The sequence below is a fragment of the Rhizobium grahamii genome, from assembly GCF_009498215.1.
Lineage (GTDB): Bacteria > Pseudomonadota > Alphaproteobacteria > Rhizobiales > Rhizobiaceae > Rhizobium > Rhizobium grahamii_A.
Window position 1 is genome coordinate 2,871,332 of the sequence record NZ_CP043498.1, and the last position, 18,641, is coordinate 2,889,972.

The 18,641-nt window shown below is 61.3% G+C and carries 14 protein-coding genes and 1 pseudogene; 5 read left to right on the forward strand and 10 right to left on the reverse strand.

All coding sequences use genetic code 11. The features are described 5' to 3' along the window. Positions 1 to 39: 39 nt before the first annotated feature. Positions 40 to 1,091 (reverse strand): annotated as a pseudogene (locus tag FZ934_RS13875) (sugar phosphate isomerase/epimerase family protein). Positions 1,092 to 1,379: 288 nt separating this feature from the next. Here FZ934_RS13875 and FZ934_RS13880 point away from each other — a divergent pair. Then, positions 1,380 to 3,158, forward strand: coding sequence for a tetratricopeptide repeat protein (locus tag FZ934_RS13880; RefSeq protein WP_153271545.1), 1,779 nt, complete (start codon positions 1,380 to 1,382; stop codon positions 3,156 to 3,158). Between the two features lie 67 nt (positions 3,159 to 3,225). On the opposite strand, the gene FZ934_RS13885 is transcribed toward FZ934_RS13880, so the two are convergent. From FZ934_RS13885 to FZ934_RS13895, 3 genes are all read right to left on the reverse strand, one after another. Then, positions 3,226 to 4,173, reverse strand: a complete 948-nt coding sequence (locus FZ934_RS13885) for a substrate-binding domain-containing protein (protein ID WP_113361452.1) — start codon at positions 4,171 to 4,173, stop codon at positions 3,226 to 3,228. A gap of 87 nt (positions 4,174 to 4,260) precedes the next feature. After that, the gene (locus tag FZ934_RS13890; protein ID WP_153271546.1) at positions 4,261 to 5,265 is read right to left on the reverse strand and encodes an ABC transporter permease; all 1,005 of its coding nucleotides are present in this window, start codon (positions 5,263 to 5,265) and stop codon (positions 4,261 to 4,263) included. 84 nt (positions 5,266 to 5,349) lie between these two features. Then, the gene (locus FZ934_RS13895) at positions 5,350 to 6,873 is read right to left on the reverse strand and encodes a sugar ABC transporter ATP-binding protein (protein ID WP_153271547.1); all 1,524 of its coding nucleotides are present in this window, start codon (positions 6,871 to 6,873) and stop codon (positions 5,350 to 5,352) included. Positions 6,874 to 7,043: 170 nt separating this feature from the next. On the opposite strand from FZ934_RS13895, the gene FZ934_RS13900 reads away from it, so the two are divergent. After that, on the forward strand, positions 7,044 to 8,075 hold the full coding sequence (locus FZ934_RS13900; RefSeq protein WP_113361455.1) for a LacI family DNA-binding transcriptional regulator: 1,032 nt from the start codon (positions 7,044 to 7,046) through the stop codon (positions 8,073 to 8,075). Between the two features lie 51 nt (positions 8,076 to 8,126). Here the strand turns inward: FZ934_RS13900 and FZ934_RS13905 are convergent, their stop codons facing one another. The 6 genes from FZ934_RS13905 to FZ934_RS13930 all read right to left on the reverse strand — a co-directional run bounded on the left by FZ934_RS13905 (position 8,127) and on the right by FZ934_RS13930 (position 16,002). Next, a complete protein-coding gene (locus FZ934_RS13905; protein WP_153271548.1) occupies positions 8,127 to 8,900 on the reverse strand; it encodes a phosphodiester glycosidase family protein in 774 nt (257 codons plus the stop codon). A gap of 143 nt (positions 8,901 to 9,043) precedes the next feature. Further along, entirely contained in the window at positions 9,044 to 10,354 is a 1,311-nt protein-coding gene (xylA, locus tag FZ934_RS13910) for a xylose isomerase (RefSeq protein WP_153271549.1), read from the reverse strand. 193 nt (positions 10,355 to 10,547) lie between these two features. After that, positions 10,548 to 12,002 (reverse strand): xylulokinase, encoded by a 1,455-nt coding sequence (gene xylB, locus FZ934_RS13915; RefSeq protein ID WP_153271550.1) that lies wholly within the window; start codon positions 12,000 to 12,002, stop codon positions 10,548 to 10,550. 18 nt (positions 12,003 to 12,020) lie between these two features. Further along, a complete protein-coding gene (locus tag FZ934_RS13920) occupies positions 12,021 to 13,046 on the reverse strand; it encodes a LacI family DNA-binding transcriptional regulator (RefSeq protein ID WP_153271551.1) in 1,026 nt (341 codons plus the stop codon). A 146-nt stretch (positions 13,047 to 13,192) separates the two neighbouring features. Beyond that, a complete protein-coding gene (locus FZ934_RS13925) occupies positions 13,193 to 14,785 on the reverse strand; it encodes a DHA2 family efflux MFS transporter permease subunit (RefSeq protein WP_153271552.1) in 1,593 nt (530 codons plus the stop codon). A gap of 20 nt (positions 14,786 to 14,805) precedes the next feature. Beyond that, the gene (locus FZ934_RS13930) at positions 14,806 to 16,002 is read right to left on the reverse strand and encodes an HlyD family secretion protein (protein WP_153271553.1); all 1,197 of its coding nucleotides are present in this window, start codon (positions 16,000 to 16,002) and stop codon (positions 14,806 to 14,808) included. Positions 16,003 to 16,157: 155 nt separating this feature from the next. Here FZ934_RS13930 and FZ934_RS13935 point away from each other — a divergent pair, with 155 nt between their 5' ends. The 3 genes from FZ934_RS13935 (at position 16,158) to FZ934_RS13945 (ending at position 18,621) form a co-directional block, all read left to right on the forward strand. Further along, positions 16,158 to 16,826 (forward strand): TetR/AcrR family transcriptional regulator, encoded by a 669-nt coding sequence (locus tag FZ934_RS13935; protein WP_153271554.1) that lies wholly within the window; start codon positions 16,158 to 16,160, stop codon positions 16,824 to 16,826. A 106-nt stretch (positions 16,827 to 16,932) separates the two neighbouring features. Next, on the forward strand, positions 16,933 to 17,772 hold the full coding sequence (locus tag FZ934_RS13940; RefSeq protein WP_153271555.1) for an AraC family transcriptional regulator: 840 nt from the start codon (positions 16,933 to 16,935) through the stop codon (positions 17,770 to 17,772). Positions 17,773 to 17,871: 99 nt separating this feature from the next. Continuing rightward, on the forward strand, positions 17,872 to 18,621 hold the full coding sequence (locus FZ934_RS13945; RefSeq protein ID WP_153271556.1) for a TerC family protein: 750 nt from the start codon (positions 17,872 to 17,874) through the stop codon (positions 18,619 to 18,621). Positions 18,622 to 18,641: the final 20 nt, after the last annotated feature.

The window sequence follows — 18,641 nt, forward strand, 5'->3', positions numbered from 1 at the left end:
CCTTGTGGGGAGGGGTTGGGGAGGGGTATTCCTCCGAACTTAAAGCCCCAGCATCCGCCGGTTGGCCGCCTGATCCGTACCGCTACCTGCGAAGTCGTCGAACGCCTTCTCGGTGACGCGGATGATATGCGCCTTGACGAACTCCGCACCTTCGCGTGCCCCGTCCTCGGATGCTTCAGCGCGCATTCCCATTCGACCACGGCCCAGCCGTCGAAGTTGTTGGCCGTCATCTTCGAGAAGACAGCGCCGAAATCGACCTGACCGTCGCCAAGCGACCGGAAGCGGCCGGCTCGCTCGACCCAGCCCTGGTAACCGCCGTAGACACCCTGGCGACCCGTCGGATTAAACTCGGCATCCTTGACGTGGAACATCTTGATCCGGTCCTTGTAGATGTCGATGTTCTCGAGATAGTCGAGGCACTGCAGGATGTAGTGCGACGGATCGTAGAGCATGTTGGCACGCGGATGGTTCTTTACGCGCTCCAGGAACATCTCGAACGTGATGCCGTCATGCAGGTCTTCGCCCGGATGGATCTCGTAGCAGACGTCGACGCCGTTTTCGTCGGCGTGATTGAGGATCGGCGTCCAGCGCTTGGCAAGTTCGTCGAAGGCGGTTTCGACAAGACCGGCCGGGCGCTGCGGCCACGGATAGATGAACGGCCAGGCAAGCGCGCCGGAGAAGGTCGCATGCGCCTTGATGCCGAGATGCTTCGAGGCCGTCAGCGCCATCTTCACCTGCTCGACAGCCCATTCCTGACGGGCCTTCGGATTGCCGCGTACCTCAGGTGCCGCAAAGCCATCGAAGGCTTCGTCATAGGCCGGATGCACGGCGACGAGCTGGCCCTGGAGATGGGTCGAGAGCTCGGTGATTTCGACGCCGTTCTGGCGCGCGACGCCGGCAAACTCGTCGCAATAGTCCTTCGAGGATGCCGCCTTCTTGAGGTCGATCAGCTGGCTGGCCCAGGTCGGAACCTGAACGCCCTTGTAGCCGATGTCGGCTGCCCATTTGGTGATCGAATCCCACGAGTTGAAAGGCGCGGCATCGCCCGCGAATTGTCCTAGGAACAGGCCCGGACCCTTGATCGTTTTCATGTCAATTCCTCCCTAAAAGATGACCGTAAACGTTTCTGGTAGAGTTCTAGCACGCGATTTGAAGTCTGCAAGCCGATTTAGGCGAAACTACAAATTTGCCGCGCAGGCGAAAATCGAAGGCGGCAGACTTAACCACGGTCGGTCCCGGGCCGCAAGATGTACGTACCCCATTTCTGACGTCACGAACGATCTGCCTCCATCACAAAGCCGGGACCGGCACGCTTTCGACGCTATGCGATGGACATCAAGCCGTGCCGTGTTACTGTTTCCGAACCAGGAGGTTGGCGCATGACGCGGCGTCTGGCAGCAATCTTGGACGCGGATGTCGTCGGCTTTTCCCGGCTGATGGGACTTGACGAAGCGGGCACCTTTGCGTGTCTGAAGGCGCACAATAGCGACATCATCGTCCCCAGCATCCTCAGCCACCATGGTCGCGTCGTAAAGTTCGTCGGCGATGGCGTGCTGGCGGAATTTGCGAGCGTCGTCGACGCCGTCGCCTGTGCCGTCGATATCCAGAACGCCCTGCTCCAACGCAACGAGCCGACGGAACCCGAGCGGCGCATGAGATGGCGTATCGGCATTCATGTCGACGACGTGTTGGCCCAGGACGACGATATCTTCGGGGATGGCGTCAGCATAGCCGCAAGCCTGCAGGCGCTGGCACCGCCGGGCGGCATATGCATATCCCAGCAGGTAAACGACCAGATCCGCTCGAAGCTCGAGTTCAGGGCGGTCGACTTCGGCAACCGCCGGTTTGAAAACATCGAACGGCCGATACGCGTTTGGCGATGGGTCGCCAAGGAAAATACACAGCCTGCGTCTCCCGCCGCGCCGCGCGAGGAGACCGCGTTGCCGGCGCGCAACCGTCCATCGATTGCCGTGCTGCCATTCACCAACATGTCCAGCATCGAGGGACAGGAGCATTTCTCGGATGGGTTTACCGATGAGCTGATCGGCACCCTTGCCCGCTGTCGCTGGCTGCTTGTCGCGGCCCGCAACTCGTCCTTCAGCTACAAGGGGCGTCAGGTGAACATCCAGCGCGTCGCCGAGGATCTCGGCGTCAAATACGTGCTCGAAGGCAGCGTCCGCCGTGCCGCCGATCGCGTCAGGATCACCGCACAGCTGCTGAACGGCACGGACGGGACGCTTCTCTGGGCGGAGCGATACGATCGCACCCTGGCGGATATTTTCGAGGTGCAGGACGAGCTTGCCTCCGAGATAACAGGCACCGTCGAGCCCGAGCTTGGCGCCATCGAATTCGCGGCGCTTCGCGGACGCGCCGTTCTCGACATGAATGCCTGGGAAATCTACCTGAAGGGCCTGTGGCATCTCTACCGCTTCACGCTCCCTGACCTGACGATTGCCAAGGCTCTGTTCGAACAGGCAATCGGCGCCGATCCCGGCTTTGCGCAGGCGCAGGCGCGGCTCGCCTATGTGCATATTCAGCTTGGATGGTACGGCTCCCTCGACGAGCGCGCTGACCGGATATGCGAAGCGATCGAGCTTGCCGAACGCGCGATCGTGTTGGACCAGAAGGAGCCCGCGGCCCATCTTGCGCTTGGCAGGGCGCTGGCGCTCGACGGAGCGACCACCGCCGGCATTGCCCATCTTCGCAACGCGACCGAACTTGACCCGAGCTTTGCGCAGGCGCACTTCGCGCTCGGGCAGGCACTCTGCTACGCCGATCACCCGGAACAGGGCATTCCCGAGATCCGCGAGGCATTCCGGCTGAGCCCCCGCGACCCGCATCTCTGGACGTTTCATAACATGCTCGCGATCGCCAGTTATCAGATGGACGACATGAAGAGTGCTGCCAGGGCAGCACGCGCGGCACTCCGCTCCCCGAATGTCACATTCTGGCCGGCCATGGCTTTGGTTGCGATCCTTGGGCGCCAGGGACGACTGGAGGAGGCGCGAGAAGCGGTCTCGCGGCTCCATCGCTTCCGCCCCGGAATGACATGCGCCGACGCCCGGCGCGAATTCTATTTCGGCGACAATCCTGTCATGGGCAAAGCCTTCATCGACCGTTTCGTCGCCGATCTCGATGCCGCCGGTCTGCCCGAATAAGGTGCGAACTATCGGCAAGAAAAGGCGCCCATCCTGTCGAACGGGCGCCCGTGTTGGCTTTATCGGATCAGAACGGAGAATCCGGGAAGTAGAAGTCCTTGGCGTTGTCCTTCGTGACCAGCGTCGCGTCGAGGACGAAGGTGCCGCGAACCGGAACCTGGTCGTAGAGGCCAGCTGCCGTCAGTTCCATGGCGGTACCAACCATTGCCGGCGGATAGAGAACGTCGACCGGGATCATCTTGTCGCCGTCCATGACCTTCTTGACCATGTCCTTCGAGCCGGCGCCGGCGACGACATACTTGATGTCGGTGCGCTTGGCCTGCTCGATCGCCTGCAGCACGCCGACGGCCATGTCGTCATCCTGGCACCATACGACGTCGATCTTCGGATACTTCGTCAGATAGTCCTGCATGACCTTGAAGGCGTCGTCGCGGTTCCAGTTGCCGTACTGGCGGTCGAGAACCTTGACCTTGGAGCCGGCAATGCCCTTGTCGAAGCCGTCCTGGCGCTGCTGGTCGATCGGGATCGGCAGGCCGCGGATGATGACAACTTCAGCGTCCGGCGTCTGAGCTGCGATGTACTTGCCAGCGACTTCGCCGAGCGCCGGGTTGTTACCGGCGACGTAGAGATCGCGCACGGAATCGTCGTTGGTCGAAGGTGCACGGTCGACGAGCGCGACGTACTTGCCCTTGCCCTTGACTTCCTTGATGGCGTTGACGAGCGGATCCGGATCGGACGGCAGGATGACGAGCGCATCGATGCCCTGCGTATCAAGGTCCTGCACGGCGTTGGCCTGGCTGGCGGCATCCGGCGAGGTCTTGACGATGACGTTAAGGCCCGGATGCTCTTCCATCAGCTTCTTGGCGATGCGTTCGGCATGAAACACCACGCCGGAGGTCCAGCCGTGGTCGGCGGCCGGAATGGACACGCCGATAGTGAATTTCTTGTCCTGTGCGTATGCGGTGCCCGCCAGTGCGACGGCCGCAACCGCAAGACCCAACACGAGTTTGCGCATGCTATTTCCTCCCATAAACGTCAGGGACTTCTCCTACCCGTCAACCGGACGCCCTGTGATCCCGGCCAATTCCTGGAGCCAGTCCGCTTACGATTTGCGGACCAGCGAGCGCTGTACCAGCATGGCGATGATGATGATCGCACCCTGGATCGCGCCGATGAGATACTCGCTGATGAAGTTCGACAGCAGCATGATGTTGCCGACGAGCTCGAGAATGAAGGCGCCGCAGATCGTGCCCCATACACGACCGGCACCGCCCTTGAGGGCCGTGCCGCCGACGACGACGGCGGTGATCGCCTGCAGTTCCCAGAGGATACCCGTCGTTGCCGAGGTCGAGCCGAGACGCGGCACGTAAAGCAGCACGGCTATGGCGACGCAGAGCCCCTGGATGACGAAGGCGATCGTACGCACACGATTGACGGCGATGCCGGAGTAGCGCGCGACATCGCTGTTGGAGCCGACTGCAACCACATGCCGGCCGTAGCGCGTGCGGTAGAGAATGAAAGCGGCCACAGCGGTCACGGCAAGAATGACGAGGATCGGCACGGGCACACCGAAAATGCTGCCGAAATAGACCGGACGGTACAGCGTCTGGATATCGGCCGAGCGCAGCGTGATCGCGCCGCCCTGGCTGAGCCACGTCGTCAGGCCGCGATAGATGCCCATAGTGCCGAGCGTCGCAATGAACGGCTCGATTTTCCCGACCGTGGTGATCAAACCGTTGGCGAGCCCACAGAGCGCGCCGGCGATCAACGTGAAGACGACCGCAGCCGTCAGCATCAATGTCGGGTCGGCGATCACGCCGGAGTTCATCAGCAGGATCATCAGGCTCGCCACGAAGGCAACCATCGATCCGACAGACAGATCGAGATCGCCGGCGGAGATGACGAAGGTCGCGCCGACGGCGATGATGGCGACAAACGCACAGCGCGTGGCAACGTTAGCGAGATTGGTGATGCCGATGAAGTTGGGATTGACCAGAGCCCCGACGATCAACAGCAGAATGAGGGCCGCGAACGGCGCAACGGCCCTGAGATCGATATCCCGCCAGGGGCGACGCCGGATTTCCCTGGTCTCCTCGTTTACACTCATGTCCAAAACCAACCTCCCGTCCCCAATCCGATGGGTATCATACATGCGCGGCGCAGTGCGTGCAGCCGCCTCCTTCGCCCGGCGTCAGGCGGCTTTCTTCTTCAATCCTGCGGCGTAGCGCATGATCTCCTGTTCCGAGATCTCGTCGCCTTCGAGCACGCCGACGATCCGCCCCTCGCGCATCACTGCAACGCGCGTGCAGAGGCCGATCACCTCAGGCATTTCAGAGGAGACGACGATGATCGAGCGGCCATCGCGCGCCAGCGCCGAAATGAAATGATAGATCTGCTGCTTGGTGCCGACATCGATGCCGCGCGTCGGCTCGTCGATGATGATGATCTCGGGCTCGGTCTCCATGACCTTGGCCAAAAGCAGTTTCTGCTGGTTGCCGCCCGACATGCGCCCGGCAACGATGTTGGTGTCGCGCACGCGAATATCGAAACGGCGCCGCGCCTTGGCGAGTGCGGCAGCCTCGCTGCTCGGGCTAAGGTAGCCGTGCCGCGAATGCTGGCCGAGCGATTGCAGCGTCAAGTTCGCCATCATCCCCGACCGCAGCAGCAGGCCCTTCGACTTCCGATCTTTCGTCATGTAGGCAAGCCCGGCGCGATTGGCGGCATGCACATCGCCAGACGCAACCAAATCGCCGCGAATGTGAACGTCTCCGGCGGTCCGGCCGCGAAGCCCGGCGATCGCCTCCATCAGCTCCGTGCGGCCGGAGCCGATCAGTCCGGAGAAGCCGATGATCTCGCCCTTGCGAACCTCGAAGCTTGCATCCTGGACATACCCGGTCGACACACCCTCGACCCGAAGAACGACTTCCTCGTCGACATTGGGCTCGACCTTGGCGGGATAGAGGCTCGACAGCTCGCGCCCGACCATCAGCTGCGCGATCGACTCGCCATCAAGCATCGAGGTCGGCGCCGTCTTCACCCACTGACCATCGCGCAGCACCGTCACCCGGTCTGTGATTTCCATCACCTCGTCGAGCTTGTGCGATACGAAGATGAAGCTCGTACCCTTATCGCGGAGCTTGCGGACCTGGCGGAACAGGAAGTTCGTTTCTTCCCGCGACAGCACCGCGGTCGGCTCGTCCATGATGACGACGCGCGCATCGCGGCTGATCGCCTTGGCGATTTCGACCATCTGCTTGTCGGCGATCGACAAGGTGCCGATCAGGGCATTCTCGTCGACATGCGAACCAAGCAGGTCGAGCGCCTTGCGGGTCTCGGAGCGCATATATTTGCGGTCAAGCACGCCAAATCGCGTAACCTCGCGCCCAAGGTAAAGGCTTTCGGTGACTGTCAGATGTTCGGCGAGATTGAATTCCTGGTGAATGAGAACGATGCCCAGCGCTTCCGCGGCACCATTTGCCGGCAGCACCACAGGCTTGCCATCGAGCAGGATCTCGCCCGAACTCGGCTGCTCGAAGCCTGCCATGACCTTGACGAGCGTGGACTTGCCCGCACCGTTTTCGCCCATCAGGGCGTGGACTTCGCCGGCGCGCAGATCGAAATTGACACTGAAGAGAACTTGCACGCCGCTGAACGACTTGCAGATGCGCCGAGCGGACAACACCACTGGCGCGGCGTCGACAGAATCCACACTCATTGAACGACTTCCTCCGTGCGGCTCCCATCCGCTTGAAGGCATATGTAAACCTTTACACGACCCATGTAAAGGTTTACATCGTTGTTTCACACAGATCTGTCGGCTTGGACATTTGACCTCCGGGCAAGTCTGTGTAGTGTCGCGGCGAAGGCATCCCAAGGCAGGACGCAGTGTCGAATTCCACGCCCGCAACCATAGAAGACGTCGCTCGGATCGCCGAGGTTTCGATCGCGACGGTATCGCGGGCGATCCATACGCCGGAGAAGGTCGCCAACTCCACGCGCCTGAAGGTCAACCAGGCAATCGCCATCACCGGCTACACGACGAACGCCATGGCCCGCAGCCTGCGGCTTGGCCGGTCCAACATGATTCTGGTGGTTGCCCCCGATATCGGCGACCCGAACTTCTCCAACATTCTCGTCGGCCTTGAGAACGAGGCCCGCGCGCATGGCTACGGCATCCTGATCGGCCATACGCAGAACGATGCGCAGCGCGGCCTCGAATATCTGAAGTTCCTGAATTCCAATCAGGCCGCCGGGCTGATCCTTTTCACCGGCATCCTGCCCTTCGGCCATCAGACGATGACCGCCCGACTGCCGCCGAGCGTCGGCGTCTTCGAACCGGTTTTCAATGGCGGCATCCCCTATGTCGGCGTCGATGATGTCGAGGGCGCCAGAAAAGCCGTCGACCTGCTGCTGGCCGAGGGACACCGCAAGATCGCCTTCATCGGCGACAGCAGAACGCGCCTCGCCTACAGCCGGCGACGGCAGGGCTATGACGAAGGGCTCGATGCGGCCGGCGTCCCGCCCGACATGCGCATCGTGCTCGAAGGTGACGGTACGCTGGAAAGCGGCCGCCACGCGGTCGAACAGCTTTTCATGCGCGACACGCTGCCAACAGCCTTCATGTGCGTGAACGATCAGACGGCGATCGGTGTCATGATCGGCCTTGGCGCCCGCGGCTACGATATCCCGACCGACTTCTCGGTGACCGGCTTCGACGACGTGCCGCAAGCCGTCTTCATGTCGCCGCCGCTGACCACTATCCGCCAGCCGCGCACCGCGATCGGCAAGCAGGCCATGGCGCTTCTCCTTGAATTCCTGTCGGATGGCCAGCCGGCCGAGACAGAAATCCTGCTGCGGCCGGATCTCGTGGTGCGCAATTCGGTCGGTGCGCCCTCGCGGCGTTGGAGCAAGCGCTAGCAGTCGCGCTCACGTGGCGACCGGCAATTTTGATCGAAGCAACTGTTGGTGCTACTCGACAAACCCCAACATCGGGCCGAAGCCGCCGTGCCAGGATGTGTCGTTGCGTCCGAGCGCGGGACTGTAAAGCCCGACACCTCGGCCACCATCGAGAAACAGCGCATTCGGGCACGCCAGATGGTCGCGAAACAGGCGCGCGAAATCGTGGAAATTCACACTGTCTTCGCTGATCGCGAAGCGCACGACACCATCGCCGCAGATGCCGACGCCGCCGCGGCGGGTCCTATCCGTCGAACCGACGATGAAGATCGGGTTCAGCTTATTGTCGATGACGAGCATCGGGCCGGACTGGGTGGCGATCCGTACATTCGGGCGGCGCTTCAGGAACTCCTGGGTCGGGAGTATTTCCGCGGATGTCCCATCGATGAAGAACACGCCATTCGGCTTCTTGTAGAAGTTCGGCACCGGCCCGGCGGGTGGCGCATCGCTTCGCGCGGTGCTGGCCGGTCGCAATTCCTTGCCGTCTTCGACATAGAGCCCGATCGGCGTGAAATCGGGCAGATACATGCCGGCATTGACCGCGAACGCCAAGCTCTGCCCGCTCTTCTTCACAGCCTCGGCAACGCCGGAGAAGTCGCGATAAGGTTCTCCATCCGCATTTTTCCAGAACAGGCGGAGGTCGCCTTTGCCTTTCTCGACGGTGCAAACGACATAGGCCTCGTTTTCGAATGTGTCCTGCACACAAGGCTCCGCAGCAGCCGCACCAGCAAACATCGCTGCGACCAAAGTCATGGCTGCAGCAAGCAAACCCGGTCTGAAATCCATAGCAGCCCTTCCCGTGAGATTACCGAGCGGCCCAATACCAGCGATCGCATCTCCACCAAACATGGAAACGGCATCACCTCAATCAACAAAAAAGGCCGGGAAACCTTCGCTCCCCGGCCCTCTCCTCCACAATCAACCGCCGATCAGACGTAACGGTTGACGATGTTTTCGAGCAGCTCCTGCTTGCCGGACTTCGGCTGCGGGTTGATGTCCTTGGCTTCGACCCACTCGGCGATCTGCTCGAGCGAGTATTCGCCGCGGGCGAGCTTCTGGCCTTCGGCCGAATCCCAACCGGCATAGCGGGCGTTAAGCGGACCGGACAGAGCCTTGTCCTCGATCATCTTGGCAGCAGCCTTGAGACCACGGGCGCAGGCATCCATGCCACCGATGTGGCCGATCAGCAGATCTTCTGCGTCGAGCGACTGGCGGCGCAGCTTGGCGTCGAAGTTGGTGCCGCCGGTGGTGAAACCGCCGCCCTGCAGAACCTGGTAGTAGGCAAGCGCCATCTCAGGAACGTTGTTCGGGAACTGGTCGGTATCCCAGCCGGACTGGTAGTCGTTGCGGTTCATGTCGATCGAACCGAAGATGCCGAGCGCGTTGGCAAGCGCCAGTTCGTGCTCGAAGGAGTGGCCGGCGAGGATCGCATGGCCCTGCTCGATGTTGACCTTCACTTCGTTTTCGAGACCGTGGTTCTTCAGGAAACCGTAGACCGTCGCGACGTCGTAGTCGTACTGGTGCTTGGTCGGCTCTTGCGGCTTCGGCTCGATGAGGATCGTGCCCTTGAAGCCGATCTTGTGCTTGTACTCGACGACGAGGTTGAGGAAACGGCCGAGGTGGTCGAGCTCCTTCTTGAGGTCGGTATTGAGCAGGGTCTCATAGCCTTCGCGGCCGCCCCAGAGAACGTAGTTGGCGCCGCCGAGCTTCATCGTGGCGTCCATGCAGGTCTTAACCGTCGCGGCCGAGTAGGCGAAGACATCCGGATCCGGGTTGGTGGCGGCACCCGACATGAAGCGGCGGTTGGAGAAGAGGTTCGCCGTGCCCCAGAGCAGCTTGGTACCGGTCGCGGCCTGCTTTTCAGCGAAGTAGTCGACGATCTCGTTCAGGTTCTTGGTGTTCTCGGCGAAGTTCTTGCCTTCGGGGCGCACATCGGCGTCGTGGAAGCAGTAGAACGGTGCGTCGAGGATCTCGAAGAGTTCGAACGCGACGTCGGCCTTCAGCTTGGCAGCCTTCATCGAGTCTTCGAACCAGGGGCGCAGGAAGGTGCGTCCGCCGAAGGGGTCACCGCCCTCCCAGGCAAAGGTGTGCCAGTAGGCGACTGCGAAGCGCAGATGGTCTTCCAGGCGCTTGCCGAGAACGACTTCGTCCTTGTTGTAGTGGCGGAAGGCGAGCGGATTGGTGCTCTCGGGGCCTTCATACTTGATCTTCTGAATGTCGCCGAAAAATCCGGTGCTCATGTGTGTTTCCTCCTATGGAACGTTTGCAACTGTCAAAGTCCCCCTCTGCCTGCCGGCATCTCCCCCACAAGGGGGAGAACACTAGTGGCATCGCCCTGCCCCATCGATGGAGCCGAGCTTGGGGTAACAAGCCCCTCCCCCTTGTGGGGAGGGGTTGGGGAGGGGTCTTCCGACCTCTCCCGGTATTTACGCCTTAGTGCTGCAGCGATTTGATCGCCGGGTAGAGAGCGCGGTAGCGCTTGTAGGCATCTTCATAGGCGCCGGAGAGCGCCGTGACGGGTTCGATCGTGCCCGCCGTCTTTGGTGGCGTGCAGACGGCAACCGGATCAGCACCTGTGGCAGCGATCAGGCCGAGACGCGCCGCGCCGAATGCCGCGCCGAAGTCGCCATCGGCAGGCAGGTCGACCGGCATGCCGAGTGCCGTCGCGATCGAAGCCAGCCAGTAGCGCGAGCGCGAGCCGCCGCCGATCGCCGTGACGCGGGAAATATCCGTGCCAGCAGAGCGCAACGCTTCCAGATTGTCGCGGATGGCGAAGGACACGCCTTCGAGAACCGCCTGGGTCAGCACGACGCGGCTGCTCTCATGCTCGAGGCCGATGAACGCGCCGCGAATGACGGCATCGTTGTGCGGCGTGCGCTCGCCGGAGAGATAGGGAAGGAAAGTCACGCCCGAGGGCGCCTTCAGCGTTTCGCCGAGCTCGGTGGTCAGATCCGCGGCCGACTTTCCAGTCACGCTGGAGTGCCAGTTCAGCGCGTCCGTCGCCGAAAGGATGACGCCCATCTGATGCCAGGTGTTGGGCAGCGCATGGCAGAAGGCGTGCACGGCGCTCTCAGGCTTCGGCAGATAGGCAGCATTGGCCGCAAAAAGAACGCCCGATGTGCCGAGCGACACGAAGGCCGCGCCGTCGCTGACCGTGCCCATGCCGCAGGCGGAGGCCGCGTTATCGCCAGCGCCGCCGGCAACGACGACGCTTCCAGTAATACCCCATTGGCCGGCCAGCTCGCCGCGCAGCTTGCCGCCCTGCTCCGTGCCCTCGATCAGGTGCGGCATCTGCTTTTCATCGAGACCGGTTGCCGCAAGCAGCTCGGAGGACCAGGCACGCTTGCCGGTATCGAGCCAGGAGGTGCCGGCTGAATCCGACATTTCGGAGATGTGCTCGCCGGTCAGCCAGAGACGCAGGTAGTCCTTCGGCAGCAGCACCTTGGCTACCTTGGCGAAAATCGCGGGCTCATGCTTGGCGACCCAGGCAAGCTTCGGCGCGGTGAAGCCGGGGAAAACGATGTTGCCGGTCAGCTTGCGGAAGCGCGGATCGGAATCCAGCGCAGCCGCTTCGACGTAGGAGCGCGTATCGTTCCAGAGAATGCAGGGGCGTAGCACCTTGTCGTCGGCATCGAGCAGCGTCGCGCCATGCATCTGGCCGGAAAGGCCGATGCCCTTCACAACAGCCAGCTCCTTCGAATGTTTTGCCTTCAGGCCGGCAACCGCCTCTTCCGTCGCGCGGATCCAGTGCGAGGGCTCCTGCTCCGACCAGCCGGAATGCGGGCGCGAAACGTCGAGCGAACCATTGGCCGAACCGATGATCTTCTGATCGCCATCGATCAGCATGGCTTTGACGCCGGAGGTTCCGAGATCGAGACCCAGATACATGTGTTTCTCCCTTTGCCGTTACGGCAGATTGTCTTTTAGAAAAATGTCGAGGCGGATGCGTTCCTGCGCCTCGATGACGGCAAGCCCGTCCGCCTTCGCCTTGAGGACGCGGATGGCGCTGCGCACCTCATGGCCCGCATCCTGGTTGAGAATTGCGTCAATCGTGCCATCGAGCAGCGCGGCGCGCGTATGGGCAGTCAACTCATGGGCAACGACCGTCAGCGACCGATCGACCGCCTTTTCCTTCAGCGCCCTGATCAGACCGCGGTTGCCGGCGCCGAGACTGTAGACCCCGACGATGCCGCTTTTCTTCGACAGTGCGTCCGCGACCAGCATATGCGCCATATCAGGATCGTCGCGGCCTTCGATCACGGGCAGAATCGAGAGCAATGGAAACTCCGCCGCGATGACGGCCGCGAAACCCTCTAGGCGTTCGCGATGGTCGCGCACAAGCATCGAGCCGGCGAGAACCGCGATCTCGCCCTTGGCGCTGCCGAGGAAACGCCCAAGCAGCCGTGCTGCAGTACGGCCGGCCGCAATGTTGTCGACGCCGGCATAGTGATGGCGCTGCGAGCCGGTGAGATCCGAAACCAGCGTCACGACAGGAATGCCGTCCTGTACCAGACGGTCGACGGCATCGCGCACATCAGGCGCGTCGGTCGCGACAAGCGCGATCCCCGAAGGCCGTTCCTCTCCAAGCTGGTCCAATATCTGCACCAGCGCGCCTGGATCGAACGCTGGCACTTCGACCGTTCTGATGTTCGTTCGCTCCACCGACGAGCGCGCAACGGCAGCACGCACCTCGTCGTTCAGCCCATGCATAAAGGAGTTGTCGCTGGCCGGCAGGATGAAGACGAATGAGTAGGTCCGGCCCTTGGCGAGGTTGGCGGCAGCAACGTCCCTGACATAGCCAATCTCGCGAATGGCTCTCTCGACCTTCTCGCGCGTGACATGACGCACGCCCGGCCGCTGGTTCAAAACCCGGTCGACCGTCGCCAGACTGACACCTGCCGCAGCAGCGATATCGTGGACTGTTGGCCTCATCTCTCCTCCTGAGGAGACCTTTAGCTCCAAATTTGATGTACGTAAATCAAAATCTGCAAACGCTTCCGTTCACGTCAAAAATTCCCGCAAAAGCAAAGGCCGGCGCGGGATGCCCGGCCGGCCTTCATCGTGGAAATAACGAGCGATCAGTGACCTCCGCCACCACCGCCTCCGCCTTGCGGCGCAGGCTTGTCGAGCATCGCAACCCCGAGGATCATCGCCATGAAGAGCACCGTCAGCATCAGGAAGATATCGCTGAACGAAAGGACGACTGCCTGCTTCGTCGCAATTCCGACCATCTGCTTGATGGCGACAGCGGCACCGTCCATTCCGTAGGTGTTGTAGTTTGCCGTCATGTTGTTCATCTGATCGATCGCGGCCGGATTACCCCAATGCACATTCTCGCGCAGCCGCTCGTAGTGCACGTCCTGCCGGTTCGTCAGCACCGTGTTGATGATGGCAAGACCGACGGCGCCGCCAAGGTTACGCGTGAGGTTGAAGAGACCGGACGCGCCGCGCATGCGCGCAGGCGGCATTGTTCCGAGCGCAATGTTGTTGATCGGCACCATGCACATCATCAGACCGAAACCGCGGAATACCTGCGGAATGAACAACTCGTAGAAGTCCCAATCCTGCGTCAGGTTCGTCATGATATAGGTGCCGGCCGCAAAGCTCGCGAAGCCGATCACCATCATCAGCCGCAGGTCCATCTTCGCCGACAGCTTGCCGGCGATCGGCGCCGTGAAGAACATCGCCAGACCCGAGACGAACATCGTCTCGCCGATCATCAGCGAGTCATAGCCACGGATACGTCCGAGATAGACCGGATAGATATAGGTCAGGCCATAGAGGCCAATACCCATGACGAACGAGAACACCGAGCCGAAGGCGAAGTTTCGGTTCGTGAAGGCCCTAAGGTCGACAACCGGGAATTCAACGGTGAAAGCCCGGTAGAAGAACACGATCGCGGCAATCGCCGAAGCAATGGCGCCGATGAAGATGTAGCTGTCGTTGAACCAGTCGTTCGAGTTGCCCTCTTCCAGCACGTATTCAAGCGCACCGAGGAAGACGCCCATTGAGATCAGGCCCCACCAGTCGAACTTCTTGATCAGCGAGAATTCCGGCTTGTCGAAATCGATGAAGTTCCAGGTGACGATCGTGACGATGATGCCCGGGATGATGTTGACGAGGAACAGCCAGTGCCAGGAGAAAGCATGGCTGAGATAGCCGCCGACCGTCGGACCGATGGTTGGCGCCAGCGTCGCGATCAGGCCGATGATCGGCGAAACAATGCTGCGCTTGGAGGGCGGGAAGATCGTGAAGGCTGCAGCGAAGACCGAAGGGATCATGCCGCCACCGATAAAGCCCTGAATGGCGCGATAGACGATCATCTGGTCGATGTTGGTGGCCGTCGCGCAGAGGACGCTCGAAAGCGTGAAGCCCGCTGCGGAGATCGCAAACAGGTAGCGCGTCGAGACGATGCGTGCGAGCGTACCTGATAGCGGGATCATGATGACTTCCGCGATCAGGTAGGATGTCTGCACCCAGCCGATTTCATCCGAACCGGCACTAAGGCCGGCCTGGATCTCGGCAAGCGATGCCGATACGATCTGAATGTCTAGGATCGACATGAACATGCCAAGCACCATCGCGAAGAACGCGATGAGCTTGCGCGGATCCATGTGGTCCGCGGCCGCTGGAGCGGCCGGGATTGTTCCAACTGTTGCGCTGCCGGCCATGGGCCTACCTCGTCAGGATATTACTTGCCGGCATCCGGCGCGGTGCGCGTGTCGACATCGACAACAACGCTGAGACCAGCACGCAGGCGGCCGCTGTCGAGAGCATCCTGCGGCAGCAGAATACGAACCGGCACGCGCTGGATGATCTTCGTGAAGTTGCCCGTCGCATTTTCAGGCGGCAGCAGCGAGAAGACCGAACCGGAAGCCGGCGAGATCGAGTCGACCGTGCCGACGATCGGATGATCGTCATAGGCATCGACGTGCACGTTGACCTTCGAGCCCGGGACCAGATGCTGGATCTGCGTTTCCTTGAAATTGGCGTCGATATAGAGCTGGCGGACAGGGACGAGCGCCATCAGACGCTGGCCGGGCGATACCAGATCGCCTTCCTGAACCGAGCGATTGCCAACCACGCCGTCATAAGGCGCCTTCAGCACCGTGAAGGAGAGATCGCGGGCAGCCTTGTCACGGGCCAGTTCGAGCTGACGGATCGTGCCTTCGGCTTCCCGGCGCTGGGCCTGGAGAAGCGTGACGTTGGCGTGAGCCGATGCGATTGCTGCATCGCCGCCGACGAGATTTGCCTTGGCCTGATCGAGCGAAATGTTCGCGGCATCGAGATTAGCCGTCGTGCCGACCGACTTCGACTGCAGTTCGGCAGCACGGGTCTGGGTGATCTGCGCGCCGCGGACGGTGGCTTGCAGCGCAGTCTTCTGGGCTTCGGCCTGGTCAAGACTTGCCTCTCCACCGGCGATCTGGGCATCGATGCGCTGCAGCGACAGCTTTTCGGTGTCGAGAGACGCGACGGCCTGATCGAGGGCGAGCTTGTAGTCGCCATCGTCGAGGGTGGCGAGCACGTCACCAGCCTTGACCTTCTGGTTGGCCACGACGTTCACCTTGGCGACATAGCCGGTAACCTTCGGCGAGATCGTCGCAATGTCGCCCTGGATATAGGCGTCATCGGTGGAGACGAGGAAACGGCCGGTGGTCCACCAGTCGTAGCCGTACCATGCGGCACCAGCGAGCAAAGCAAGACCGATGATCGGCAGCGCGAGGCTACGCTTCTTCTTCTTTTCCGCGGGAGCAGTCTTTGCATCCGCAGGTGCCTGCGGTGAGCGCGGCGCTTCTGCGGTTGGAACGACTGCTTCCTGAGCCTTGCCTTCGGTATCATCGTTCTCGGTGACGATACGGGCAACGGTGGCTTTTGGACTGGACGACATGGGCGACTACCGGTAAATCGAGTGAAATTTAATCGAACTGAACGGTTCGGTTCAGTTGACATAGAGCCTTTTTACATTCATATCAAGATGTATCGAACCACGTGGTTCGATTTTATTAACGAAACATTCGCAATTGCGGATATGGTTAAGGAGCTATGACAGAGCTTTCCGACACGCGCGCAGACGATTACCCTGCGACTGGCGGCCGATGGGCTGCCGGTGAAGATCCCGCCAAACGCAAGCAAATTCTCGACGGCGCCCGCCGCGTTTTCATGAAGCTTGGCTTTGATGCCGCAAGCATGAACGATGTAACGCGCGAGGCTGGAGTTTCAAAGGGAACGCTCTACGTCTACTTCGCCAACAAGGAAGAGCTGTTCACTGCAATGATGGAAAGCGAGCGCGCTGCCTTCATCGCCAGTGTGCGCAGTGCCTTGACTGAATCCGGCGATCCCGATGTGGCGCTGCATGATTTCGGCCTGACCTTCGTCCGCCATATCACCGAAGACAAGGTGATCAACGCGATGCGCATCGTGATCGGCGTGCGCGACCGCATGCCACACCTCTGTCAACGCTTCTTCACCGGACCGGAAAACATCCGGACCGTGTTGAAGGACTTCCTGGCGGCCCAGGTCGAGGCGGGCCGCTTCGAGATCGACGACATCGAGTTGGCCGCCCGCCAGTTCCTCGAGCTTTGCAGCGGCAGCTTCTTCAAGCTGCGCCTGTTTGGCGATATGGACGCCCCTCCTCCGCGCGAGGAGATGGACCGCGTCGTCAATGGCGCTATCCGCGTATTCACCGCCGCCTACGGCGCCAGGAAGGCCTGAGTCCCGCCCTTTGATTTCTCCCGCCATTCCAGCAGAATCCCGCAACCGGGATCAAGCGCGGCTTGCTGGCCTTCGCTAGAAAGGACCTGCAGCCAAGGGAGAAGGAATGAGTGCAGTCGGACGTGCGATCTGGTTCATCGAAAGTCATTTCGGCAACGACATCTCGCTCGAAGAGATTTCGGACGTCGCCGGCCTTTCGCGCTACCACCTGTCGCGCGTTTTCGGCCTCGCAACCGGCCACTCGATCAGCAGCTATATGAGAGCCCGCCGCCTGAGTGCGGCGGCGCGGCGACTGGTCGATCAGCCGGAAAGCATTCTCGAGGTTGCCCTTGATGCGGGCTATGGCTCGCACGAGGCATTCACCCGTGCCTTTCGCGACCAGTTCGGCGTTACGCCGGAGATGGTTCGCAAGCAGGGGCACACGCGCAACCTCGCACTTATGGAGCCTATCCGCATGGACCCCGCTCGCCTTCCCGAACTTGAACCGCCACGTTTCGAAACCCTGCCGTCGATGCTATTGGCCGGCTTGCAGGAGACCTACGCCTATGGCGGCAATGCGGCGATCCCCTCCCTCTGGCAAAAATTCAACATCCACTTCGGCAACATTCCCGGCCAGATCGGCAATGTCGCTTACGGCGTCTGCACGCATATCGAAGGCGAAGCCGAAAAGTTCCGCTACATGGCGGCAGTGGCGGTCGACGACCGCAGCGACCTGCCGACCGGCTTCGCAACCCTGAAGATACCGGGGCAACGCTATGCCGTCTTTGCCCATCGCGGCCATGTGTCCGGCATTCCGGCAACGATGCATCGGATTTTCGGGGAATGGATGCCGAACGCCGGCATCGAATTCGGCAACCTGCCCGACATGTTCGAGCGCTACGACGAGCGTTTCGATCCCCACACCGGCATGGGCCTGACGGAAATCTGGATTCCTGTCAGGGAATAAAACCCGTCCTGCTTTCGTATATCCCCTTGCGCGCTTGCCAAGGCAGGCCGCGTCCGTACATTGCGAGCGTCGAATTGTGACGCAAGGGGATAAACGTCGATGGAAGATATCATGATACTCGTTCAGGACCCGGCCGCCTGGGTGGCCCTCGTCACCCTTGTGGTGATGGAAGTGGTCCTCGGGATCGACAATCTGATCTTCATCTCCATTCTTACCAACAAGCTTCCGCCCGAGCACCGCGAGAAGGCCCGCAAGATCGGCATCGGTCTTGCACTCATCATGCGCCTTGCCCTCCTCGGCACCGTTGCCTGGATCGTCAAGCTGACGACGCCGGTCTTCGAATTGTTCGGCCACGGCTTTTCCTGGAAGGACCTCATCCTCATCGCCGGCGGTCTCTTCCTGCTCTGGAAGGCAACGAAGGAAATCCACCACAACGTCGATCCGGCCGATCACAACGAGGACTTCATCGGCAAGACGGTGACGACAGGCTTTGCCGCTGCAATCGGCCAGATCCTGATCCTCGACCTCGTTTTCTCGGTGGACAGCATCATCACCGCAGTCGGCATGACACCTCACCTGCCGATCATGATCATCGCCGTGATTGCCGCCGTGACCGTGATGCTTGTCGCCGCCACGCCGCTTGCCAACTTCATCGAGCGCAATCCGACGATCGTCATGCTGGCGCTCGCCTTCCTGATGATGATCGGCACGACCCTGATCGCCGAAGGCATGGGCTTCCATGTTCCGAAGGGTTACGTCTACGCCGCGATGGCATTCTCGGCGCTGGTCGAAATACTGAACATGCTGGCCCGCAATGCGCGCCAGCGGAAGAAGCAGGCCGGCCGCTAAGCCGACAAAGGCGCGGCTTC